This is a genomic window from Streptomyces sp. NPDC014995 (genome assembly GCF_043080745.1).
Taxonomy (GTDB): Bacteria; Actinomycetota; Actinomycetes; order Streptomycetales; family Streptomycetaceae; genus Streptomyces.
This window is the reverse complement of record NZ_JBIBVX010000030.1, coordinates 23,717-46,704: the sequence shown is the minus strand read 5'-3', so window position 1 is coordinate 46,704 and position 22,988 is coordinate 23,717. Positions and strand designations below refer to the sequence as shown.

General features: G+C 69.6%; 19 protein-coding genes and 2 pseudogenes. 10 read left to right on the top strand and 11 right to left on the bottom strand.

The window, feature by feature from the left end:
- On the top strand, positions 1-227 hold a 227-nt coding region (locus ACF1A1_RS38100), incomplete at its 5' end, for an AbfB domain-containing protein (RefSeq protein ID WP_392006624.1).
- A gap of 370 nt (positions 228-597) precedes the next feature.
- On the opposite strand, the gene ACF1A1_RS38095 is transcribed toward ACF1A1_RS38100, so the two are convergent.
- Positions 598-993 (bottom strand): GNAT family N-acetyltransferase, encoded by a 396-nt coding sequence (locus ACF1A1_RS38095; RefSeq protein ID WP_392006622.1) that lies wholly within the window; start codon positions 991-993, stop codon positions 598-600.
- Positions 994-1,010: 17 nt separating this feature from the next.
- On the opposite strand from ACF1A1_RS38095, the gene ACF1A1_RS38090 reads away from it, so the two are divergent.
- From ACF1A1_RS38090 to ACF1A1_RS38075, 4 genes and pseudogenes are all read left to right on the top strand, one after another.
- Positions 1,011-1,148: a hypothetical protein gene (locus tag ACF1A1_RS38090; RefSeq protein ID WP_392006620.1), complete on the top strand. Its 138-nt coding sequence runs from the start codon at positions 1,011-1,013 to the stop codon at positions 1,146-1,148.
- Between the two features lie 313 nt (positions 1,149-1,461).
- Positions 1,462-2,649 carry a cytochrome P450 gene (locus tag ACF1A1_RS38085; protein WP_392006618.1) on the top strand — a complete coding sequence of 396 codons (1,188 nt, stop codon included), beginning with the start codon at positions 1,462-1,464 and terminating at the stop codon, positions 2,647-2,649.
- Positions 2,650-2,694: 45 nt separating this feature from the next.
- Positions 2,695-2,802, top strand: a pseudogene (locus tag ACF1A1_RS38080) (helix-turn-helix domain-containing protein); the annotation flags it as partial.
- Positions 2,803-3,398: 596 nt separating this feature from the next.
- Positions 3,399-3,977, top strand: coding sequence for a 1,4-alpha-glucan branching protein (locus ACF1A1_RS38075; protein WP_392006616.1), 579 nt, complete (start codon positions 3,399-3,401; stop codon positions 3,975-3,977).
- 109 nt (positions 3,978-4,086) lie between these two features.
- Here ACF1A1_RS38075 and ACF1A1_RS38070 read toward each other — a convergent pair whose 3' ends face one another.
- Entirely contained in the window at positions 4,087-4,785 is a 699-nt protein-coding gene (locus ACF1A1_RS38070; RefSeq protein ID WP_392006614.1) for a CPBP family intramembrane glutamic endopeptidase, read from the bottom strand.
- Positions 4,786-5,322: 537 nt separating this feature from the next.
- Between ACF1A1_RS38070 and ACF1A1_RS38065 the strand changes: the two genes are divergently transcribed.
- Positions 5,323-6,141 carry an alpha/beta fold hydrolase gene (locus ACF1A1_RS38065; protein WP_392006612.1) on the top strand — a complete coding sequence of 273 codons (819 nt, stop codon included), beginning with the start codon at positions 5,323-5,325 and terminating at the stop codon, positions 6,139-6,141.
- A gap of 315 nt (positions 6,142-6,456) precedes the next feature.
- Here the strand turns inward: ACF1A1_RS38065 and ACF1A1_RS38060 are convergent, their stop codons facing one another.
- Both ACF1A1_RS38060 and ACF1A1_RS38055 read right to left on the bottom strand, forming a co-directional pair.
- On the bottom strand, positions 6,457-7,071 hold the full coding sequence (locus ACF1A1_RS38060; RefSeq protein ID WP_392006610.1) for a hypothetical protein: 615 nt from the start codon (positions 7,069-7,071) through the stop codon (positions 6,457-6,459).
- Positions 7,072-7,382: 311 nt separating this feature from the next.
- Positions 7,383-8,795: an amino acid permease gene (locus ACF1A1_RS38055; RefSeq protein WP_392006608.1), complete on the bottom strand. Its 1,413-nt coding sequence runs from the start codon at positions 8,793-8,795 to the stop codon at positions 7,383-7,385.
- 538 nt (positions 8,796-9,333) lie between these two features.
- Between ACF1A1_RS38055 and ACF1A1_RS38050 the strand changes: the two genes are divergently transcribed.
- The gene (locus ACF1A1_RS38050; protein ID WP_392006606.1) at positions 9,334-11,334 is read left to right on the top strand and encodes a diguanylate cyclase domain-containing protein; all 2,001 of its coding nucleotides are present in this window, start codon (positions 9,334-9,336) and stop codon (positions 11,332-11,334) included.
- 163 nt (positions 11,335-11,497) lie between these two features.
- Here the strand turns inward: ACF1A1_RS38050 and ACF1A1_RS38045 are convergent, their stop codons facing one another.
- Together ACF1A1_RS38045 and ACF1A1_RS38040 are read right to left on the bottom strand one after the other, a co-directional pair.
- Positions 11,498-12,478, bottom strand: coding sequence for an alpha/beta fold hydrolase (locus ACF1A1_RS38045; RefSeq protein WP_392006604.1), 981 nt, complete (start codon positions 12,476-12,478; stop codon positions 11,498-11,500).
- 315 nt (positions 12,479-12,793) lie between these two features.
- Positions 12,794-13,018: pseudogene (locus ACF1A1_RS38040) on the bottom strand (helix-turn-helix transcriptional regulator); the annotation flags it as partial.
- Between the two features lie 23 nt (positions 13,019-13,041).
- On the opposite strand from ACF1A1_RS38040, the gene ACF1A1_RS38035 reads away from it, so the two are divergent.
- Positions 13,042-13,374 (top strand): RidA family protein, encoded by a 333-nt coding sequence (locus ACF1A1_RS38035; RefSeq protein WP_392006628.1) that lies wholly within the window; start codon positions 13,042-13,044, stop codon positions 13,372-13,374.
- A gap of 108 nt (positions 13,375-13,482) precedes the next feature.
- Here ACF1A1_RS38035 and ACF1A1_RS38030 read toward each other — a convergent pair whose 3' ends face one another.
- Complete coding sequence (locus ACF1A1_RS38030) at positions 13,483-14,040, bottom strand: pyridoxamine 5'-phosphate oxidase family protein (protein WP_392006602.1); 558 nt, start codon at positions 14,038-14,040, stop codon at positions 13,483-13,485.
- 476 nt (positions 14,041-14,516) lie between these two features.
- Positions 14,517-15,689 (bottom strand): PP2C family protein-serine/threonine phosphatase, encoded by a 1,173-nt coding sequence (locus ACF1A1_RS38025; protein WP_392006600.1) that lies wholly within the window; start codon positions 15,687-15,689, stop codon positions 14,517-14,519.
- A gap of 266 nt (positions 15,690-15,955) precedes the next feature.
- On the opposite strand from ACF1A1_RS38025, the gene ACF1A1_RS38020 reads away from it, so the two are divergent.
- A complete protein-coding gene (locus ACF1A1_RS38020) occupies positions 15,956-16,081 on the top strand; it encodes a hypothetical protein (protein WP_392006598.1) in 126 nt (41 codons plus the stop codon).
- 34 nt (positions 16,082-16,115) lie between these two features.
- Here the strand turns inward: ACF1A1_RS38020 and ACF1A1_RS38015 are convergent, their stop codons facing one another.
- From ACF1A1_RS38015 to ACF1A1_RS38005, 3 genes are all read right to left on the bottom strand, one after another.
- Positions 16,116-17,057, bottom strand: coding sequence for a sigma-70 family RNA polymerase sigma factor (locus ACF1A1_RS38015; RefSeq protein ID WP_392006596.1), 942 nt, complete (start codon positions 17,055-17,057; stop codon positions 16,116-16,118).
- A gap of 10 nt (positions 17,058-17,067) precedes the next feature.
- A complete protein-coding gene (locus tag ACF1A1_RS38010) occupies positions 17,068-18,258 on the bottom strand; it encodes an NAD(P)/FAD-dependent oxidoreductase (RefSeq protein ID WP_392006594.1) in 1,191 nt (396 codons plus the stop codon).
- 352 nt (positions 18,259-18,610) lie between these two features.
- Complete coding sequence (locus ACF1A1_RS38005) at positions 18,611-20,152, bottom strand: isocitrate lyase/phosphoenolpyruvate mutase family protein (protein WP_392006592.1); 1,542 nt, start codon at positions 20,150-20,152, stop codon at positions 18,611-18,613.
- Positions 20,153-20,864: 712 nt separating this feature from the next.
- Between ACF1A1_RS38005 and ACF1A1_RS38000 the strand changes: the two genes are divergently transcribed.
- Positions 20,865-22,391, top strand: coding sequence for a family 43 glycosylhydrolase (locus ACF1A1_RS38000; RefSeq protein ID WP_392006590.1), 1,527 nt, complete (start codon positions 20,865-20,867; stop codon positions 22,389-22,391).
- The last annotated feature ends 597 nt before the right edge of the window (positions 22,392-22,988 follow it).

Here is a 22,988-nt window from a genome sequence, read left to right as displayed (position 1 = left end):
TGCGCCACAAGAACAACGAGGTGTGGGTGGAGAAGAACGACGGGACGTCGCTGTTCGCCGCTGACGCCTCCTTCACGGCCCGGGCCGGCCTCTCCGACTCCGCCGGGGTCTCGTACGAGTCGTACAACTTCCCGGGCCGCTACATCCGCCACTACAACTACCTGCTGTACGTCCAGGCCCTCAGTACGACGACCGACCGGGCGGACGCCACCTTCTACACCCAGTGACCCACCGCCCTGGCCCGTTACGCCTCAGCGGCTCCGACCCCACCGGCCGGAGCCGCAGGACGCCCGGACGGTCTCCAGCCCCGGACCGGGTGGTCCGGGGCTGCCGGGGGCAGGTCCTGGGCGTGGCCCGCCCGGTGGCGTCCTGACCGAATCCGTCCATGGTCTGCCCAGGGCTCACGGCCAGGCGGGCCGACCCGCACGCGGAGTCGTCGGTCACGGTGAGGTGCCAGATCGCGGCCGAACCTCCGTCGGGGCGGTGACCTGCGCGCCGACCCTGCCCCGACCCCGGAAGTCAGCCCAGGCCGTCGGCGCCGATCTGTACGGCGGACGCGTCGAGCGGGGCACCAGGTCAAGAGCCAGGGTTACCGCGCTACAGGGCGATCAGTCCCGCTGTCGTCTCCCTGAAGCCGCAGGCGTCGAAATAGAACGAACGCAGGTGCTCCTCGAAGTCGACGTGAAGCCACTCGCACTTCGCGGCACGGGCTTCCTTGGCCGCAGTTGCGACGAGCGCGGCTCCGACTCCTCTCGACCGGCAATGCTGGGCGACCACCGTGTCCAGGATGAAGGCATGAGCTCCGCCGTCCCAGACAACGTTGACGAAGCCGATCAGAGAGCCGTCCTCCCATGCGCAGACCCAGCCGAGGCTGTGTCGCTGCAGTCGTGCTCGCCAGTCGGTCCGAGCGACCGGAGGGCCGAAGCCGTCGGCGTGCAGCGCGTTGAGGGCGGCATTGTCGAGGTCACCCCGCCACTCGTACGTGATCGTCACACCCCGATCGTATGTCCGTGCCGAGCCTGGTACTCACCGGATTGCAGAGCGAGGAGAACTCGCTCGCGGGTCAGCTGAAACCCGGCGTGGCCGAACATCTGGCGCTGCGCTCCTGGAGCGGTGGCCCGGGGTGGCGGAGCGACGGGACGGCTTGAGGCGTTGCTGGTCACTGGAACCGGGTTTGTGACGACGTCCTCCGAAGCAAGCTCAGGAGGATGTGTTCGGCTCGACCCGGAAGCGAAGGTGTGTGGCGTGTTTCCTCCGGGCCGCAGCGTGGCCGCGCATCTCCCGACCAGCGTGGCCGTGGCCGTGGTCACCGCGAACGCCGGATCCGGACCGACCGGAGTGACCGTCGGCTCGTTCACCTCGGTCTTACCGGGACGCCGCTGATCGACTTCTTCGTCGACCGCTCCCGCACGTGGGCCAAGCCCCGCCGACCATCGCCATCAGTAGCTCAAGGAGGAACCCGTGGCTGTCGTACCCATGACAGAGATCGACATGTTCGCCACCTCGGACCAGCGCACTCGCTACGAGCAGTATCGACACCTGCGAGAGCTGGGCGCTGTCGTCCGGCTGCGCGAACCGGACGTGTACGTGGTCACGCGTTATGACGAGGTGAAAGCCGCGCTGGCCGATCACGGCACCTTCATCTCCGGCGAGGGCGTGGGACTCAATCCCGATGTGAACCGGATAATGCGGGGCGTCACCCTCGTCAGCGACCCGCCGGAGCACGACGTGCTGCGCTCCGTCGTCGGGGCGGGACTGCGGCCCCGCTCCTTGCGTGGCCGCAGTGAGGAGATCGCCCAGAAGGCGCGGGACCTCGTCGCCGAAGTCGTCGCCAGGGGCGAGATCGACGGCGTCGCCGAGCTGGCCCAGGCGATGCCGATGTCGGTCATCCCCGACTACCTCGGACTGCCCGCCCGCAACCGTGAGCACCTCTACGCGTGGGGACAGGTAGGCAACGACCTGCTGGGCCCGGTTACGGAACGCACTCCGCACAACCTGGAGATGACGCGGCGCCTGTTCGAGTTCGCCGGCGAGCTCGCGGAGAACAGGGAACTCGCGTCCGGAAGCCCCGGAGCCGCCATGCTCGAGGCAGCCGATCAGGGTGTCATTCCCAAGGAGAAATGCCCGCTCCTCCTCGTCGACTTCATCGGCCCGTCGCTGGAGACCACAGCCGCGGCGATCGGCCATCTGCTCGTCGTCTTCGCCGAGCGCCCGGACCAGTGGGCCGCTCTTCGCGCCGAGCCCGGGCTCGTGGCTTCGACGATCAACGAGCTACTGAGATTCGAGACTCCCGTGCGGGGCCTCACCCGCATCGCGGCGCGCGATACCGAGCTCGGAGGGGTGGCGATCCCGCAGGGCGCTCGCGTGTGGAACCTCTTCGCCTCCGCGAACCGTGACGAGCGCAAGTGGGAGCGCGCGGACGAGTTCGACTTCCGCCGCAATCCGGTCGACCACCTCGGGTTCGGATACGGCGCGCACAACTGCGTCGGCCAGGGCGTAGCCCGCCTCGAGTTGCAGGCCCTGATCCACGCGCTTCTCGAGTCCGTCGAGCGCGTCGAGTTCACCGGCGACCCGGTGATCGCGGAGAACACGATACTGAACACGTACGCCGAGATCCCCGTCCGGCTCGTCGCGCGGAAGGCGGCCTGATCGTGGGCACCCGCGGTGTCGGTGGTGACCTGGCGGCGCGGGCAGATGGTGCTGCTGTCCGCGCAGGGCATGCCCGTGGCGAAGATCGCCGGTTTCACCTTCCCCGGCTCCGACCGGGTCCGGGACGTGGTCCATGACTTCAACGCCGACGGTGGGTGGTGCGGGTAATCGTCTTGCTGCGGTCGCGTGGTCCGGCGATGCTGGGCCGATGCCAGGGCAGCGGAAGAGGAAACGGCGGCAGCACGACGAGAGGCAGCGGGCCGCCGCTCGCTTCGCGCCTGCCGCGGGTCACTGGGAGGTACTTTTCGAGACCCAGGACGAGTCGGAATGGCGTGCTCACATCCACCGTATGCGGGCGTGGGACAAGCGGATCGACTGGACGGCGGTGCGGATGGACACGTTCTGTGGGCGTCTGACGCAGCCGACCACCTACCGGCTGAGCCTCTTTGTGCCGGGGCCCGTGCCCGATCCGGGCAGGACTACGCAGGTGTCGGCGTCCAGGTGACCGGAGTCTCGGTGCCCGGTGGTCCCCATGGTCCCGCATGATTTGGCACGACGTCCTTGCCCCCAACTCGACTGTCGGAGAACCAGAATGCCTACAGGACGGGAAGGCGGCTGTCGGAGGTCACCAGCACAACCGGGAGGTCTACGAGGCCGGCTCGCCGGCGCTCGGGAAGCACGGCGGGTGTCCTATAGGTTGATCACATCCCGTTCGAGGACGGCCCAGACCTACGCGTGAGGGAGCTCGCATGGCGTCCATCCACCACACCACCATGACACCCACCAAGCTGGAGCTGCTCACCGGCTGGCTGCCGAAGCAGAGCTGGTACGTGGGCGACGCAGGAGCGCCGGAACTGGTCAAGGCCGGTGGGTTCCGTTTGGACGATCCGGAGGGCGCGGTCGGGATCGAGTTCATGGTCGTGGTGGACGCCGCCGCGCAGGATCCGGTGGCGTATCTGGTGCCGATGGGCTACCGCGGCGCGGCGCTGGAGGGCGTCCCCGGTGAGGCGTTGATCGGCACCTCCGAGCACGGGGTGCTCGGCACGCGGTGGATCTACGATGGTGTCCACGACCCGGTGGTGAGGGGGCAGTTGCGCGCCCTCCTGCGCGGTGAGGCGATGCCGCAGCACCAGAACAGGAGCGACACTCCTGACCCGACCGTCACCGTGCATGAAACCGGCCCTGGCGACGGGTTTGAGGTTCAGGTCAACCGCGTTCTCCGGCCGGCGGAGACCGCTCAGGCGTCGTCCGGATGCCTCGTCGCCGGGTGGACGTGGCCAAACGGAACGGCTGCACGGGGAGTATTCGCGGCCGTCGCTCCTCGGTAAGAGGAGAATGGCGCGTGTCAATAGGGGCCAGCCTGCCGAGGTTCCCGTCGTCCGCCCGAGAACCCGCCAGGCTGGCACACCGCGGGTGTGAGCTCTTCGGCACGACGGGTCAGCCGTCAGGCCACCACCGGGGCGCCGCCCAGGCCAGCGTGTAGCCGAAACCGTTGACCGCCCAGTGCACTGCCGTGGGCGCCAGCAGACTGCCGGAGCGCTGTCGCAGCCCGCACAGGACGGCCCCGGCGACGGCCATAGCCGCGACGGCCGCTACGACGGTTGCCGTCCCGCTTCCGCCGAAGGCCGCTGCGACAGCGGCGTTGGAGCGGCCCAGCCCGCGGGAGGGCAGCAAATGCCACATCCCGAAGAGCAGCGAGGACACGACGGTCGCCCACACCGTCCCGTGTCGGCGCCGGATCATGGCCCACAGCACACCGCGGAAGGCGGTCTCCTCCAGCAGCACAGTGCCGAACGGCACTCGCACCAGAATGCGCCACAGCAGTTCCTGCGCGGAGAGGTCGGCGGCCCTGGCGTCCCGGAACGCCTCTCGTGTGGCCGGAACGGCAAGGAGGAGCAAGAAGACGACGAGGACGGCACCGGCCAGGACGGGCGCCCAACGCAGTCCCTGGCGCAGACCCGCCGCACCGAGTCCCAGATCGGCCGGGGCGAGACCGTCCCAACGGGCGATCAGCAACAGAACAGCCGTCGCGGCGATACAAGTGACCACGTACGCGTCGGGGTCCCGCACGAGCCAGTTATTCAGCAGGTTCGCGGCGACCAGCACGACAACCACACAGAAGATCCGCATCCTCATCCCAGGATCCCGCCTCGGGACCCCGGCGTCCTGGCGGCGCCGGCGACGTGGCGGCCGTGCCTCCGTCCCTGCGCTCTCCCACGCCATCGGCGAAGATCGCAGAATATTACGCTGCGTGATTGAGGAGTAGCGAGATGCAGGACCAAAGGCCGGCCGGTCGAAACCGAAACAGCGGGAAGACCGTCATGGCCACCAGAGGGTGAGTGATTGCGCGGGTAGAGGGCCGGCGGGCACCGGGAGCGAGTTCCCCGGCTGGATACGGTGGGCGGTGAGGGCATCGGCCACGGTGACGGCAACGGGCTCGGCCCGGCGGCCTTCCTGTATCGGGCGCTCATGCGGAGACCAGCGGGGTGGCCGCGGCATGGGGTGCGGCTGCGACGCCGGTGGTGAGGGCCGCGGCGGTGAAGGTGGAGATGACGCTCCTGCGGCCGATGCGGTGGCAGGTGGGGCGCTCGGATCACCACTCAGGAGTGTGTGCGGCGCGGCGGTATTCGAACACGGGCCGGCCGTGGCGATGATGGGGCGGGAGGTGTTTCCATGGGCGACTACGTCGAAGCCAACGGAACCACGATCTGGACCGAAAGCCGTGGCCAAGGGCCCGACGTCCTGCTGATCGCGGGGCTGAGCGACCCCGCCGAGGCGTGGCAGGCGCAGTTGGACGGGCTGTCGGACCGGTACCGGGTCATCACCTTCGACAACCGGGGGTCGGGGCGGACGCCGTTGCCCGACGGGCCCATGACCGTGGCCATGATGGCCGACGATGCCGCAGAACTGCTCCGGGTGCTCCAGGTCGACAGGACCCATGTAGCCGGCTTCTCGGGCGGCAGCGCGATCGCTCAGGAGCTGGCGCTCCGTCACCCGGAGTCCGTCCGCAGTCTCGTCCTCATGAGTACCTGGGCACGGGCGGACCCCTACTTCACCACCATGACCCGCTTCTGGCGCTGGCTGGCGACGGAGGCGCCCGACGAGCGCGCCATGCTGGAGGCGTTCCTCCTGTGGATCTACACGCCGCGCGCCCACGCCGACGGCACGGTGCAGCGGATCATCGACGAAACGCTCGCCTTCCCGTACCCGCAGTCCGCGGAGGCTTTCCAGCGTCAACTGGAGCCGTTCATGCGGCACGACACGCTCGACCGGCTGCCCGGCATCACCGCACCGACCCTCGTCCTGGCCGGCGAACAGGACATCGCCACGCCGCCGCGGCTCGGGCGGCTCGTGGCCGACACCATCCCGGGCGCCCGCTTCGAGATCCTGGCGGGGGAGGCCCACCAGCCGTTCCAGGAGTCCCCGGACGTGTTCAACGCACGGGTCGACGCCTTCTGGCGCGAAGTCGACGGCGGTACCCTGCCGTCCTGATCGTCGAGCGGCTCCCAGCGGCGGCCGTTGCCGTCGTCCCACTCCGAGCGTCGACGGCCGGCCCCTGCGGCCGCGTGCGCCCCGGGCCGGACATCACGCGAGCTCGTCGAGCGCCTGATCGCAGCCGGGCAGCGGAAGGGCGGCGACCCGGACGTGCTCATCGCGGTGGACGCCGGACACGGCCTGCCCCGCCATCGGTTCGCGCGGAAGTCAGGCGAGTACGGACACCACCCCCGGGGCCTCTCCCGGCCCTCCAGGGCGCAAGTGTCGATGTCGATGCCCTGCTCGATGACGTGCAGCTGCTCAGCCCCGTGCTCAGCCCCGACGAGGTGTTCGGGTGGCCGGTTCCGCTTGCCTCAGCGCCCGGGTACGGCCGACAGACCATGTTCCCAGACCCGCCAGTACGGCCGCCCCAAGTCCATACAGTGGCAGCCACCGGGTCGTGGTGGCTGCCAGGCAGTCGGCAGTGGCGACATGTCTCTGGCTTTCCCGCGCGAAAGCCAGGGCGGCACCGTCGCGACCGGCGAGGTCGGCCAGCGCGGCCTCTGTCTGCAGGCTCTCGTACCTGCCCATTTCCCGGCAGTCGCTGCGGGTCCCTGGCATGGGAAAGAGCCACGCCGAGCGTTGCAGCATCGGAGCCAGCGTGATCGCGACGCACAGACCCACCACCAGCGAGTACGCGACCAGATTCTGCGTGTACGCAGAGCGGAGACCGGGCGTCCACGGCGGCAGGCGGTAGGCGGAGAAGATCACCGCCAGAAGCGTCACTCCGATGTATGCGGCGAACCACTCCCAGGAACCCTGAGCGAGTGCGATCGTCATCACGGCGGCGAGCCCCATGCCGATGATCCCTGCCTGGGCGGGGGCGCCAGGACCGCCTGTGCCGGCCGATGTACTTTTCCGGAACTGCCGAGTGTCAGGGTTGTCCACGGTCTCTCCTCCCTCTCGTCCGGGGCCACCACCATGGTTCGCGCACATCGCACCTTCGGCCTGACGCGCTGCTGGACCGTCCAGGGAGCCGCCCCGTTGGCGGATCTTCCGAGCCGAGGAAAAGCTCGGAGGCCGGCCGCGGGATGATCGACCCGAGGTCGGACAGGAACTGGTCAGCCGTCGTCGAGGCCGGCCGCCCCGCCTCGGTCCCAAGGGGCGTGCCGGGGGCACCGGCGGCCAAGCACCGGGCCTGGCGGGGCTGGTGATGGGGGAGAAGGGCCCGCCGGACCCTGCTGGCCCTCCCTCCCCCCTTAACGGCGGGCCAGTTCCGACCGCCGGTACGAGTACCCGAAATAGATCACGAGCCCGATCCCGAACCACACGGCGAAACGCAGCCAGGTCTGGGACTGCAGGAACGTGATCAGCCAGATCGAGAAGACGACACCCACCGCCGGCACGAACGGCATCCACGGCGTCCGGAACGTCCGCGGCAACTCCGGCTGCCGGTACCGCAGCACGATCACCGCCGTGCACACCACCACGAACGCCAGCAGGATGCCGATGTTGGTCAGCTCGGCCGCTTCGCCGATCGGCAGGAAGCCGGCGATGGCCGCCGAGGCGAACCCGACGATCCAGGTGACCCGGGTCGGGACGTGCCGCGTCGGATGCGTCTTGGCGAACCATTCGGGCAGCAGCCCGTCGCGGGACATCGCGAACCACACCCGGGTCACGCCCAGCATGAACGTGAACATGACCGTCAGGATGCCGATGATGGCACCGGCCGCGATCACATTCGCGAGTCCGCTCAGTCCCACCGACTCGAACGCCGTCGAGAACCCGCTCTCCCTGTCGATGACCGTGTAGTTCTGCATGCCCGTGAGCACCAGGCAGGCGGCCACGTACAGCACCATCGAGATCGCCAGCGAGTAGAGGATCGCCTTCGGCATGTGCCGCTGCGCGTCCTTCGACTCCTCGGCCGCCGTCGACATCGCGTCGTACCCGAAGACCGCGAAGAACACGGTCGCCGCACCGGTGAACGCGCCGCCGATCCCGTACGGGAAGAAGGGGCTGTAGTTCGCGGTGTTGATGTGGAAGACACCGACCGCGATGACCAGCAGCACGACCAGCACCTTCAGCACGACCACCGCGGTCTCGAAGCGGGCCGCGTTCTTGATGCCGAGGTTCAGCAGGTACGCGATGAGCAGGCACAGCAGCGCGGCGAACAGGTCGATGCGGTGCCCGTCGCCGGTGCCGGGCGCGCCCAGCATCCAGTTCGGCAGGTCGGCGCCCACCGCGCCGACGAGGAAGCTGAAGTAGCCGGAGATGCCGATCGCCACCACCGCCACGATGGCCGTGTACTCCAGCAGCAGGTCCCAGCCGATGAACCAGCCCGCGAGCTCGCCGAGCACCGCATAGCCGTACGTGTACGCCGAACCCGCCTTCGGGATGAGCCCCGCGAACTCGGCATACGACAGCGCGGCTGCGGCGCTGGCGACACCGGCGACGAGAAAGGAGACGAGCACGGCCGGCCCCGCCGTGCCGTTGGCCACGGTGCCCGCCAGGGTGAAGATGCCCGCGCCGATGATGCCGCCCACGCCGATCGCGGTGAGCTGCCACAGCCCGAGCGACCGTTCCAGCCGTGTGCCCTCGACGAGTTCGGTCTCCTCGATGTGCTCAATGGGTTTGCGGCGGAGAATCCCCTCACCCATACGGAGTCTGGCCATGCGCCTCACCTCTTCGCGTTCAGCAAACGGCTGACGGCGGATCATGATGGCTCAGCGGTGGACGCAGCGAAAGACGCCACGCACAAGCCGGCGAGCTTTGGCGACCGAATGATCGCTCGGTCGTAGGTTGCCGAGCCGGAGCCTCAGCTGTGGCCCGGGGTGCGGTTGAGGAGGGGGCAGGCGGCCCCAGTGGCGCTGCCAGGGCCCTTCGGGAGCGCCATGTTCCGAAGTGGCGGCTGCCTGAGCCACCGAGGGGACGTTTTGATTCGCCAGGTCGGTGGACCGTCGCCCCGCTGACCCGGCGAGGTCTGCCGGGTCAGCGGGCGGACCCGGTCGTCGGTCAGAAGGTGCCTTTGCTGGTCAGCCGGTCGCCCTGAGTGCCCCTGCGCCTTCCGCTCAACCGCTTTTTACCAGCTCCTCATCACTGACGTCCGCAGCGGGCTCAGTTGTCGTTATTTCAGGTGAAGTCCCTCAAACCGGTCGTGCCTCTCGCAAGAGGATCGTCCTATTCTCGTAACCCGTTCAGACAGTCCCGGGCGTGGTCGTGTCTGTGCTGGTGAACTTGATCGTTGGGGGGTGCATGATCCACGGGTGGGCCGGTTCAGAAGGGTTCCTTCGCATCGCTGGCGCCAACCGGCTACGCGGCGCCTGGGTGGGAAAAGCCTTGTGCAACGTCGCCGGGATCGCCGCCGTCGCCGTGGCAGGTGTGGTGACAGCCGAACTCGTGCCGGTGGGCATCGGTGTTCCTGCTGCGCACGCGGCAGCCGCCCTGTCCTTTCTCGCCCGAGCCAGGACAGCCCCGGGCAGGGTCCGGTGCCGTCTCACACTGTTCGCTGGCTCAGTCGCAACAGGCGGCGTTCATCACCTCCTGGTGAGTCAGTTCGCTCCTTCTCAGGAGCACTCCGCGGGTGTCCTGCCGCTGCTGATTCGCCTGCTGGCAGGCGCCGGGATCGCCGTATGCCTGGCGGTTGCCGTCACCGGGCTGGTGCTGGCGGCCGCGGACAACGGCACACCCCTGATCTGGCTACGACGCCTGCTGGACGGATGGCTGGTCGCGGGCTCGTTGCTCACCTTGGCCTGGGTCCTGCTGCTGCACCGCGCAGGAGAAGGCGGTGTGTCGGCATCGGTCCTCAGTCTCGCGCGCGTCGTGACGGACGTTCTCGTCCTGGGCCTGGTAGTCGCCCTGGGTTTCTGCCTGAACCGCGACGAGCGCACATCGACCACGGTGAGCGCCCTGGCCCTGGTGGTCCTGTCGGCGGGCGACATGCTGCGCATCCTCTGGCCGGCGGACGGCACATGGGGTGGGATTCCCGTCCCGGCAGCCTGCTCGATGACCGGACTGTTGCTCATCACGATCGCACCCTGGTTGCCAGGGGGCGCCAGCCTCGTGCGACTCGACCAGCGGATGATGCCCGTCATCGGCGTGGTGGCAGCCTTCGTGCCCGTGATCGTCTGCGCGTTGGCCATGGCGGCTCACACCGTCGCCGGGGGACCCGTCGATCTTGTGCTGGCGAGCCTGGCGGGCTCGGTGCTGCTCGCACTCGGCATCCGGCAGGGCGTCACCCACGCCGACCACCTGCGCATCACGCAGGAAGCCGAAGCCCGGGAGGCCCATTACCGCACGCTGGTCGACGGCACGCTCGACGTGATCACCATCGTCAGTCTGGACGGGCGTGTGCTCTACGTCAGCCCGGCCGCCTACCCGGTGTTCGGCTACCGACCCGAGGAACTGGTGGGCGCCCGGCTGCCCCTGTACTGCCACCCGGACGACCTCATGACGCTGATGCAAGCCGTACAGGCACTGCGGCAGGAGGCCGAATCAGGCACGTCGAGTCCGGGCCGCCGTGTGGCCTGCCGCGTACAGACCGCCGACGGACGATGGCGTCACGTCGAATCGACGATCAGCCACCACCCCCAGGGAATGATCTTCACCAGCCGGGATGTAAGCGAACGGGTAGCGCAGCAGGCACAACTGGAGCACCTCGCCTTCCACGACGCACTGACCGGCCTGCCCAACCGGGCCCTGTTCTCCAACAGGGTCAGCCACGCCCTGCGGAAGCGAACCGCGACCGCAATCCCGCCCGTCGTACTCTTCGTGGACCTGGACGGCTTCAAGGCCGTCAACGACTCAGCCGGACACGCAACGGGCGATGCCCTCCTGACCCACGCCGCCCGTCGGCTCCAGGCATCCGTACGGGCAGCGGACACCGTCGCCCGCCTCGGCGGCGACGAGTTCGCCGTCCTCCTCGAATGGGAGGCGGGCACGGACCCCTCCACCGCCTACGAGGTCGCCCAGAGAATCCTGTCCTCCTTGACCAAGCCCTACCAGCTCGGCAGCACGGAAGCGGTGGTCTCGGCCTCCATCGGCATGGCGACAGCCCTTCCCGGAATCACCCCGGCGGAGCTCCTGCACCAGGCCGACCTCGCCATGTACGCGGCCAAAGCCGCCGGCAAAGGACGCATCCGCCGGCACCACCCACAGCCGCCGCAGAGAGAAACACCGGGCCAGGTCTCGCCCACCTCTCGTAGCTGCTCCTAGTCTTCGCGGACCACCCAACTGCCCGCCAGGAGAGCACGTGCCAAGGCATCACTCACGCCGTGATCCCATGAACCAGGACTGACAGCCTTCCGGCGGTGCTTGGTGTGCACCCGTGGGGAAGCGCGGGTGCACACCGACGTCGGAAGTGGCGGCCGTGAGTGTGTCAGGCAGGCAGGATGGCGAGCCAGTCGATCAGCAGCCGGTTGACCTCGTCGGGGCGTTCTTGCTGAATCCAGTGGCCGCAGCCGTCGAGGAGGTGGGAGGAGGTCAGGCCCGGAAGCGTGACCGGGTACGCCTGTATCGCGTCGGCCAGCCACGTCGTGGAAGCGTCCAGGCTGCCGCCGATGAACAGGGACGGCTGGGCGATGGGGGCACCGTCGAAGGCCGCGAGGTCTTCCCAGTCGCGGTCCATGTTCCGGTAGCGGTTGAGCGCTCCGGTCATGCCGGTCCGTTCGAACTCGCCGGCGTAGACGTCGAGGTCCCGCTCGCTGAGCCAGGCGGGCAGTCGACCGACGGGGAACCGGTCCCGCAGCGTCCCGGCCCTGCTGACGAAGTGCGGATCGGGAGCACCGGGTGCGGGCATGGTGTCCGCGGACAGGGCCGCGTAGAAGCCCGCGAGCCAGCCGCGTACATCGGGTTCGATCTCGGCCTCGGCACGGCCCGGCTCCTGGAAGTACGAGACGTAGAACTCCTCGTCCCCGCCCATCCGAGCGAAGACGTCGCTCGGGCGGGGCCCGCCGCGCGGGGTGTAGGGAACGCTCAACAACCCAACGGCCCGGAAGACCTCCGGCCTGAGCAGGGCGGAGTTCGCGGCGATGGTCGCGCCCCAGTCGTGGCCGATGACCACCGCCGTCTCCTCACCCAAGGCGTGCACCACCGCGACGTTGTCCTCCACGAGGTCGAGCATCCGGTACGCACGCGGCGCAGCCGGCTTGGAGGAGCGGCCGTAGCCGCGGACATCAACGGCGACCGCGCGGTATCCCGCCGCCGCGAGTACCGGCAGCTGGTGCCGCCAGGAGTACCAGGACTCCGGGAAGCCGTGGACGAGCAGCACCAGGGGCCCGGTTCCCTGTTCCGCGAGGTGAATCCGGCCTCCCGGGGAGGACACCAACCGGTGTGTGATCTCCGCGACGTGCTGCTCCATGCGTCTCCTCCGAACCCGTCGGTCTTCTGTGGCCCCAGGACGGCCCCCCTTCCGCCGTTCCGTTGGCTCAACGCCGATCCTGCGGAAGACCCCGCCCAGAAGACGAGCTCGTTTGCCGATTCAGCAAGCCTGACCCTCGACGGTGGCACCGACCCGGTCGGTCGTCCGCCCGGACCGCGTCAAGCCGCGGGGCTGCCTCCCGTTCTCAGACTCCCTGCCTCAACTTCCGTGCAGCGGACAGGGTGCCGGGACGGCTGTGCGTCTTCTGGAGGTTTGCGAAGTCGCCCGAAAATGCCGTCGTCGCGGCGGCTGGGTCGACAGTCCGGTGAGCTCGGTCCGGAAGCCGGGCAACAACGCGAACCCGCCGTGTCGGCCGCGTTCGGCGTAGACCGGGACGCCGGCTGCGGAGAGCGCCTCGATGTCGCGCAGCACGGTACGGGTGGATACCTCCAGCTCGCGGGCCAGCGTGTCCGCGGTCAGACGACCGCGCTGACGCAGCAGCAGCACCAGCACCAGCGAGACCAGCCGATCGGCGCGCATACGAGAACCGTGTCGAACACACGATCGTCTCCGGGCACACCCGGACCCTGTACTGCTCCGGACAGACCGCGATGAGCGGCGGCGGCAAGCCCCAGCACGACGGTGACATGGCGGCGCAGCTGGCGCTGAGCCTCGACAACCTGGAGTCCGTGCTCGGCGAGGCCGGCATGTCCCTCGCGAACCTCGTCCGGCTCAACGTCTACACCACCGACGTCGATCTGCTGTTCCCGCACTACGGCGTGCCGGCGTCGCGGTTGGGCGCCGCCGGGGTGGCGCCGACCACCACGATGCTCGGGGTGACACGGCTGGCGGTCCCCGGCCAGATGGTCGAGCTCGAGGGGACCGCCGTCGCGTGATGCGGCAGTTGTGCCGGCCACTGCGGTTGTGCGGGCCGCTGCGGTGGGGCTGTTCTGCCCGTTCGGCTGGCGGAACGCCCGCCTACGGCCTCGTGGGTACTCCGCTGCTCAGAACGACCACCGGGTATGGGTGTAAACCCCGTTGTCCCGGCCGAAGCCGTACGCCGTGGCCGGGGCCACCGCGAAGACCATCTCGTCCCCCTTCCGCAATGCATCCCCCATCCCGTGGAAGGTGCCTTCGGGTGAGGTGATGTGGCGCCCGTACTTCGCCTCGAAGGCCGCGATCACCTCCTCCAGCACCGCCGGCTCGGAGACCGGCTCGGCCTTGCCCTCGACCACGAGGTCGAGCCCTTCGGTGAGCGAGCTGCTCCCGGTGGTCAGCGCGCAGTGGGCATCATGAGCGAGGTTCCTCGCCTTCTGTTCCCCCGGGCCGGTGGAGAAGTAGAGCACTCCGTCGTGCCAGGCGGCGATCACGGGCGTGACGTGCAGTCTGCCGTCGGACCGCACCGTGGACACCCAGAAGATCTCGGCGGTCTCGAGTTGCCGCTGGGCCTCGGCCCACTCCGTGGCGGTGACGTCTGCGGCACCCGGGCGGGGATTGAGGGCGGAGCTGTAGCGGGCGTCGAGCTCGGTCGTGGGCTGCATCGCGGGTCCCTGTGTTGGCATGGCGGGTTTCCTTCCTCTTCTCCCGCATAACGACCGGCGGCCCGCCTCGATATCGGACGAACTGCTTCAGCGGGCTGGATCAGCCGGCAGGGACACGACGTCCCGGGTGAGCGGTCATGGCCCGAAGCGTCTTTCAGCAGATCAGCACCGCCGCCGATCGTCTGGCGACACCGTCCGCAGCCCGCACCCCTCACCCATGCCGGGGCCGGTGTCGGTGTCGGTGTCGGTGTCGGAGGGTGCTGGCACAGTGGGACGGCCCGGGCCTGTCTGTATTCACGCATCCGGCCGGTTCACCGACCTTACGGACGCGGTGTCATGCCCATTCGACGCCCAGCTCGCTGAGCGCGGCGAGCTGCGGGTCACAGATCAAGCGGAGGCGGTTCATCGGTGAGCCGGGCTCGGCACGAAGCCGTCGACCGAGCGGGCCAGGTCGGCGACGACCTCGTCGTAGGTCCGGGGGCTCTCCGTCGTGCCGGTCATCGCGCCCGGGGACCGTGCCAGTCCAGGACGAGGACCGTCGCGTCGTCCTTGAGGTTGCCCCGGCAGGCATCCAGGACCGCCGTCGTCAGGCTTCGGACGGCCTCTCTGGGATGCGAGGTGCGGGTGCCGCGCACGAGTGAGGCCAGGTCGACAGCTCCGGCACCGCGTTCCTGCATGCCGTCAGTGAGCAGGACCAGGCGGTCGCCGGGGTGTAGCTGGAGTTCCTGGAGTCGGTAGGAGGTGGGTGCCGCCACGCCGAACGGCAGGTTGACGGCGAGCTTGACTTCTTCGACTTCGGCGGCGCCTTGGCGCAGGCGCAGAGGCCAGGGATGCCCTGCGTTGACCAGTTCGCACATGCCCGTCTCGAGGTCGATGCACAGCAGTTGTCCGGTGGCCAGGCCACGGCTGTGGGTCAGCAGGGCCTCGTGGGCGCGTCTGGCCTGCTGGAGGGCGTCGCAGCCACTGCGGCGGGCCCCACGCAACGCGCCCATGAGCAACGTGGCCAGAAGAGCGGAGTTGGTGTCGTGGCCCATGGCATCGGTGATGGACAGGTGCAGTGTGTCGCGATCGAGGGTGTAGTCGTAGGTGTCGCCGCCGATGTCGTCGGCCGGGACCAGTCCTGCCGCGAGGGTGAACTGGGGCGCTTCGCAGCAGGAGGCGGAGGGAAGCAGCTGGTGCTGGATCTCGGCGGCCAGGCTGGTCTGGGTGGTGCGCCGGCCGGCGTGGTACAGGTCGGTGAAGCGGCGGTCGGTGACGATGATGTAGGCCAGTGCGTGGGCCGCGTCGCTGATCTGTGCGAGGACGGTGTCGTCGGCGTACTGCAGGGTCACCTCCAGCACACCGATGCAGTCGCCGCGGTTGGTCACCGGCGAGATCACGCGCCGCCCGCCCTGGCCGTCCGGTGCCACGTGCTGGCGCTGGCTGCGGAGAACCGTGTCGTAGACGCTGCCCCGCAGATCGATCCGTTCGGCACCGTCCGCAGTGTCGCCCTCGGGGCGCGCGGTCAGGCGCAGCAGTTGCTGCCCCACGAGGTCGACGAACAGGAACGACACACGTTCCGCCCCGAAGCGCTTGCGCAGGTCGTGCGCGATCACGTCGACGGACTCCCCGGGGGGCGCGGCCTCCGCAGCGGCCAGAAGCTCGCCCAGTTCCAGATCTCCACCATCCATGGCAACCTCCCATCCAATGTCGCCACTTCTTCCCCGTGTCCCACCGACCCTCACCCGGTATGTCCATCACACCCGGCCACGGGCCTTCGGCGGACCGGCGATGCCGGGCGCGGGCTCGGGCCAGGGCAACACGGGTCAGGGGCGTGGTCGGCGATCAAGTGGTGGGCCGACCCAGGCTGCCGTCCGTCCGTGTCCCGCGTCCGCGTCAACGGTCGGTCCCGGCACATGCTTCATGCGGACGCCGGCGCGGTGGATGTCTCGGTGAGGTGGCGCGCTACGGCACCGACCTCCGCGAACGGGCGCGCAAGCATCACGTCACGCTGCTCACCGCCATCCACGACGTCGACCACGGCCGAGCCGCGGTGCTCGCCGAGTGGTTCGACGGGACGTGACGGACGAACGGGAGACCGAGTGTCGGACGGCCGGTTACCACGATTCGATCAGCGGGACATCATGCTCCTGTCGCTGCCATTCGTCGGTGAGGCGACCGAGTCGGTCGGGGGCGGCGATGCCGCGCACGCCCGCGATCTTGTCGTCACGGATCTCCAGGATCATGACGCCCACGACCCGGTCGTCGAGCGTGGCGAGCATGGCCGGGCAGCCGTTGACCACGGCGGCATGGATCGAGGGCGAGCCACCGGCGAGTCTCCGCTTGGCCGGAGTCGGTTTGAAGCCGGCCCGCACCGCGCCGGCGATCCGCTCCGGGCTCGAGTACCGGATCAGCTTCGCGGCCAGCCCCAGCCCGGCGCCGTCGGAGATGCCGGTCGCGTCGTCGGTCAGCAGCGCCACCAGCCGTTCGGTCCGGCCCGAGGAGGCGGCATCGACGAACGCCTCGACGATTCGACGCGCGGAGGCGTGGTCGAGGTCGGTTCCGTGGCCGGCGGCGGCGATTCGACGCCGGGCTCGGTGGGCGTGTTGCTGACTCCCGGACTCGGTGATGTCGAGAATCCCGGCTATCTCGGCGTGGCTGTACGCAAAGGCCTCGCGCAGCACGTACACGGCCCGTTCGACCGGCGACAGACGTTCCATGAGCGTCAGCACCGCGAGGGTCACCGATTCGCGCTGCTCGACGGTGTCGGCCGGGCCCAGCATCGGGTCGCCGTCGAGGAGCGGTTCGGGCATCCAGGCGCCGACCGCGCGTTCGTGCCGCACCTTCGCCGAACGGAGCCGGTCGAGCGCCAGGTTGGTGACGACCTTGGTCAGCCATGCCTCGGGCACCTCGATGTGCTCCCGGTCGGCGGCCTGCCACCGCAGGAACGCGTCCTGCACCGTGTCCTCGGCGTCGGCGGCCGAGCCGAGCAGACGATAGGCGAGCGAGGCCAGCCGACTCCGGCTGGCCTCGAAACGCGACACGGCGGCAGTGTCCATGAGCGCGACTTTATCCGGCGACCATGTTGGGCGATTGCTCTCGGGTGGTGGCCAAGCGGTACTTGTGACTCGGCCTTCCCAAGGTCGGGTGGCTCAGGCTCCAGGCGGCAGTCGTGAGGATCGCCGACTTGACGCGCGCGGCCGCCCGGCCACATAGGGCCCACGACTTCGATCGCGCCTCACCGTCGACCAGCTGGAAGATCCCGTCCTTCCGGCCGAGGCTGATGTGGTTGCCGACATACGACAGCGAGGTCGTCGAGATCCTGCGCCCGGTCCGGTCCCCGATGATCGCGGCCGTCGCCTGCATGCTGGTGGATCCCGCGGAGGCGCAGGACATCGGCAACGGCCGGCCGTTCCCGCCGATGACGAAGGCGCTGTCGCCGGCTACGTAGACATCCGGGTGCGAGACCGACCGCATCTGACGGTCGACCGTGATCTGGCCGTTGGTCACCACCTCGAGGCCGCTGGCGGCGGCGATCGGGTGGACGGCGAAGCCGGCGGCCCACACGGTCGCGTCGGAGGCGAAGGCGGTGCCGTCGGCGGCGACCGCCGCCGCCGCCTCGACGCGCTCGATGGTGGTGTGCTCGTGGACCGTGATACCGAACCGGTCGAAGGCACGCAGCAGGTGACGTCGGGCCTTCGTGCCCAGCCAGCCGCCCAGTTCGCCGCTGGTGGCGAGGTCGACCCGGAGTCCTGGACGGGATTCGGCGATCTCGGTGGCGGCCTCGATGGCGGTCAGGTTGCCGCCGACCACCAGCACCCTCCCGTCCTCGCCCAGCTCGTCCAGGCGTGCGCGCAGGCGGAGCGCGGACGGTCGCGCGGCCACGTGGAAGGCGTGCTCGTCGACGCCCGGAACGCCGTGGTCGGCGGCGGTGCTGCCGAGCGCGTAGAGGAGGGTGTCGTATGCGAGCCGGTCGATGCCCTCGCCGTCGGCGACTGTGACAGTGCGGTGCTCGGCGTCGATGCCGGTCACCCGCGCCAGTCGTAGCCGGATGCCGGTGCCCGCGAACACCTCCGCCAGCGGCCGGTGGCGGAGATCCTGTCCGGCGGCGAGCTGATGCAGGCGCAGCCGCTCGACGAAATCGGGTTCGGCGTTGACGACGGTGATCTCGAAGTCGTCGCAGTGGAGTTGGCGGGCCAGATAACCGGCGGAGAAGGCTCCGGCGTATCCGGCCCCGAGGACGACGATGCGGTGCTGCATGGTTCGCTCCTGTCTGGTTCGCGTGCTCCCTGAACGAGACAGCCCCCGCATCCCTGACAGCATTGACCAGTGACGTGGATCACTCTCAGGGTGGCGTCGTCCTCGGCTGCCGTCCAGGTCGCCATGGACGGCAAGGCCCTTCCCCCCGGGGGCGATCCGGCCGGACGGCAGCCCCGTTCATCGCGTGTCCGCCCTGCGCACGGACGGCGTCGTCCTCGCCCGGCGCGAAATACCCGCGAAAACGAACGACGTCACCGCCTTCGGGCCCCTGCCGCAACCGCTCGTCCTGACGGTCACGTCGTCACCGTCGACGCCCTGCTCACCCAGACCGAACTCCTCCGCTTTCTCGACATCACATGGACTTGCACGGCGACGTCCTCTCAGGCGTCCCCGCCTGTACCTCCGCGTAGGAGAGGGACGTGAGGTCCGTCGACCGGCCGTCACGGATGGCGGTGGCGGCGGCCACGGCCGCCGCCAGGGCCCTGCGGTAGAGCAGTGAGCCGAAACTGATCCTGCGCACGCCGAGTGAGGCCAGGTCGGCGAGGGTGGGGCCGGTCGGCGTGTACAGGATGTTCAGTGGGACGAGGAGGGTTGCCGTCAGGGCGGCGATCGCGTCCGGATCCGACAGCCCCGGCACGAAGACCCCGTCCGCGCCGGCCTGTTCGTAGACCGCGAGGCGCGCCGTCGTCTCTTCCTCCTGGCGACCGAGCCGGTGGGTGTCGGTGCGGGCGTTCACGAACAGCGCGGGCACGGCGGCCTTGACAGCGGCGATCTTCTCGGCGTGCAGTTCCACGGGGGCGAGGGTCCCGTCCGGGCGACCGTCTTCGAGGTTGATCCCTGCGGCGCCCGCGTCGTACAGCCGCCGGGCCAGCTCGGCCACTTCCTCCGGGGCATCGCTGAAGCCCCCTTCGGCGTCGACGGTGAACAGGAAGGGTCCCCGTCCGAGCCGGCCGGCCAGTGCCAAGGTCTCTTCGACGGTCGCGGCCGCCCCGTCCGGCAGGCCGGCGGCCGCGGCCACGCCCAGGCTCGTGGTGCCGACCGCCTGGAAGCCCTGCGCCGCCAGCGCAGCCGCGGAGGCGTAGTCCCAGGCGTTGGGCAACAGCAGCGGGGTGGCCTGGTGATGCAGGCGGGCGAAAGAGGTCAGCGGGCGCTGCAGCAGGCCCTCGGCCACAGCGAGGGCGTGAGCCCGGCCCGGGCAGACCCGCGGCGGCGCGCCGAAGGTGAGAGGCACGGGGTGCACGCGATGGGCGGTCGCGAGATCGAGAAGCACCACATCGCCCTCGGCGATCTCTCGACCGGCGACCCGGGTGGCACGGGCCGCGACCTGGCGCATGGTCCGTACCGGCGGAACCTCCCGGAGTGCCCGCGCCAGCGGTACGTCACTGTCGGCCGCGGCCTCCACCAGTGCAGCCGTCGCCGCACAGGCCTGCACCAGCAGCCCGATGCGGTTGGCGGCAGCCTCGAGACCGGCTTCATCGGCCGGTCCCAGCTGCGCCACCAGCCGGGCCACCGCCGCGTCCGCGGCCGGGTCAGTACCTCCGAAGTAGGTCCCGGCGACCACCGTCACTGCCTCCGCAACCGCTCGGGGCTCCGGCATCCCCAGGGCCTCGGCGAGGGAACGCACGACCCGAACCCGGACCTCCTCTTCGGACCCCGCCGCCACCGACCGGCGCAGTACGGCGGGCTCCAGCTCGGCCAGTTCGGCCTCCACCAGAGCCCGCCGCCTCCGGTGGGGCTCACCGGAGCTGAACCGGGCCACGGTGGCACGCAGCCAGGCGACGCTCGCCCCGGCGGGACCGTCGTCCGCCGTCGGCAGCTGTGGAACGAGCGCCGGGTCGGCAAGCGCCACCCGCACATCCTCATAGCGGTCGAATTCATGCGTCGTGTGCGTCATGGCCCTGACGCTACGGCCGGGACGGTTCGGCACCCGCCGAACCGTCCGAGCGATGCCGCAGGGACGGTTCGGCACTCCCGGAACCGTCCCTGCGGCATCGCTCCCCGAGACCGGTGGCCACATCGCCGACCGGCACCCGGGCCGCCTTCTGGGCCGTGTCTGTCGGGGGAGGACAGGGACGCCGGCGCGTGGACCATCTGGACCAGTCCCGCCTTCATGTCCGTCACCTCGGGCCCTCAGCCTCGCGACCCGTCCCTCCGGGAAGCCAACCGACCACGACGCCGGCCTTCGGCCGCACCGCCCGGTCCGCGACGAACCCGACCTCCAGGTCCACCGTTATGGCCGAGGCCACCTGGCTGACGGGGCCGGCCGGGACGGTGAATTCACTGATGTACTGCCATACATCTCCACGGCGCCGAACCGGTTGATCCGCCATCGAGCGCGGCACGCACCACCAACTGACCGGTGTCCGACCGCGTACGGCCGTCCCCGCCCGATCCCGCCCCCTGCGCCGCCTGACCTGGGCTTTCCGTGTGTCTGACGGCGGTTGTTCGGGTGGTCGGCGGTGTTCGGGATATCGGCCGCGTCCGATCCATTGACGGTGCTCCTGACGCCCCTCTACGTTTCGTCCGCAGTTCCGCACGACGTTCGTAATTTCGAATGATTGGCTGAGGTGAGTCGTTTGGACGAGCCGCCGCTGGAAGGACCACCCGTGCTCCGCATCCTGCGCCGTCGACGGTCGAGTCGTCGCTGGGCAATCCTCGGGGCAGCCCTGCTGTCCCTGGTCACGTCCCTGTCCCTCGCCGTCACGCAGCCCACCGCCGCGGCCGACGGCAAGCCGTTCACCAACCCGGTCAAGACGCAGAAGGGCGCCGACCCCTGGTTGGAGTACTACAACGGCAACTACTACCTGGTGACGACCACGTTCACCAACAAGCTGCTCATGCGGAAGTCCCCCACCCTCGCCGGGCTGAGCACCGCCCCGAGCGTGGAGATATGGTCGGACACCACCGCGGGCCGCAACGCCAACATCTGGGCGCCGGAAATCCACTTCCTGGACGGCAAGTGGTACCTGTACTACTCGGCCGCACAGGCCGGCGCCACCTGCTGTGACACCCAGCGCACGCACGTGCTGGAGAGCTCCGGCACGGACCCGATGGGCACGTACACGTACAAGAACATCCTCACCGACGACAGCCTCACCCCCGGCCCGGCCGCCGCGCAGGGCTGGCTGATCGACGCCAGTGTCCTCAAGCACGACAACAAGCTGTACCTGCTGGGCAGCGGCAAGATCAACGGCAGTACGCAGAGCCTGGTCATCGCCCCGATGAGCAACCCGTACACGCTCAGCGGTCCCTTCACGATCATCTCCAGCCCCACCCTGAGCTGGGAGACCTCCGGTGGCGCGGTCAACGAGGGGCCGGAGCCGCTGTACCGCAACGGCCGCACCTTCCTGACCTTCTCCGCCAGCTCCTGCCAGACGGCCGACTACAAGCTGGGCCAGCTGGAACTCACCGGCAGCGACCCGCTGAGCCCTGCCTCCTGGACCAAGAAGCAGACGCCGGTCTTCCAGCGCAATGACGCAGCCGGGGTCTACGGGCCCGGCCACAACGGGTTCTTCACCTCGCCCGACGGCACCGAGAACTGGATCGTCTACCACGCCAACAGCGCGGCCAACGGCGGCTGCGGCAACGCCCGTACCACCCGCGCGCAGAAGTTCACATGGAACGCCGACGGGACGCCCAATTTCGGCACCCCGGTCGCCACGGGGGTGACACTGGCCGGCCCCTCGGGTGAGACCGCGACCACCCCGACCGCGTACACCATCGTCAACCGCAACAGCGGCAGGTGCCTCGACGTCGAGGGCGGCAACACCGCCGACGGCACCAACATCTTCCAATGGAGCTGCACCGGCGGCGCCAACCAGAAGTGGCGCATCGAGGACATGGCCGACGACTCCAGCCGCCTGGTGAACGTGGCCACCGGCAAGGTCGCGGACGTCGCCGGCTGCTCCTCCGCCGACGGCACCGACATCCGGCAGTGGTCCTGGCTGAACAACAACTGCCAGAAGTTCCGCCTGATCTACACCGGCGGCGACTACGTCCGGATCGTCAACGCCGCCACCGGCAAGGTCGCGGACGTCGCCAACTGCGGTACCGGCAACGGCGTCGACGTACGTCAGTGGACCTGGCTGAACAACAACTGCCAGCAGTGGCGGCTCGTGCCCACGACCGCCTGACCGTCCGACGGCCCCGGGAGTACCGGGGCCGTCGGCCTCCAGCGACCCGGCTGCCGCCCGCAACTCTTCGCCACCCGCCCGATCCTCGGCGCGGGCCCGTTCCCGGTCGCCCGCCCGGCACAGGACTCATCCCGCAGCGGTCAGGTTACGACTGCCAGCGAGGATGCCCGGTACGGCCACTGACGAGGACCTCGCTCCCGTACGTCCGACGCACTCGGCGCCCTTGGTGCTCGGGGCGGGGGCGGCCATCGGCGTGCTGGGCGGGATGGTCGGCCTGGGCGGCGCGGAGTTCAGCTGCCGCTGCTGATCAGCCTGTTCGGCTTCGCGGCTCTGCCGGCCGTCGTCCTGAACAAGGCGATGAGCCTGGCCGTCGTGATCACGGCTCTTCCCGCCAGGCTGGCCGCTGTGCCCTTCACGGACCTGGGCGACCTACTGGACAGTGGCGGTCGACCTGGTGGCCGGGAGCCTGCTCGGTACGTGGGCGGGTGCCTCATGCAAGGTGGCCCGCCATGCCACGGGTTGCGCGTGGCGGGGTCGCCGCGCCCGTGCCGCCGTCGGTGCGGCGGCGACGTCGGGCGGGGGACGGCGGCGGGGGAG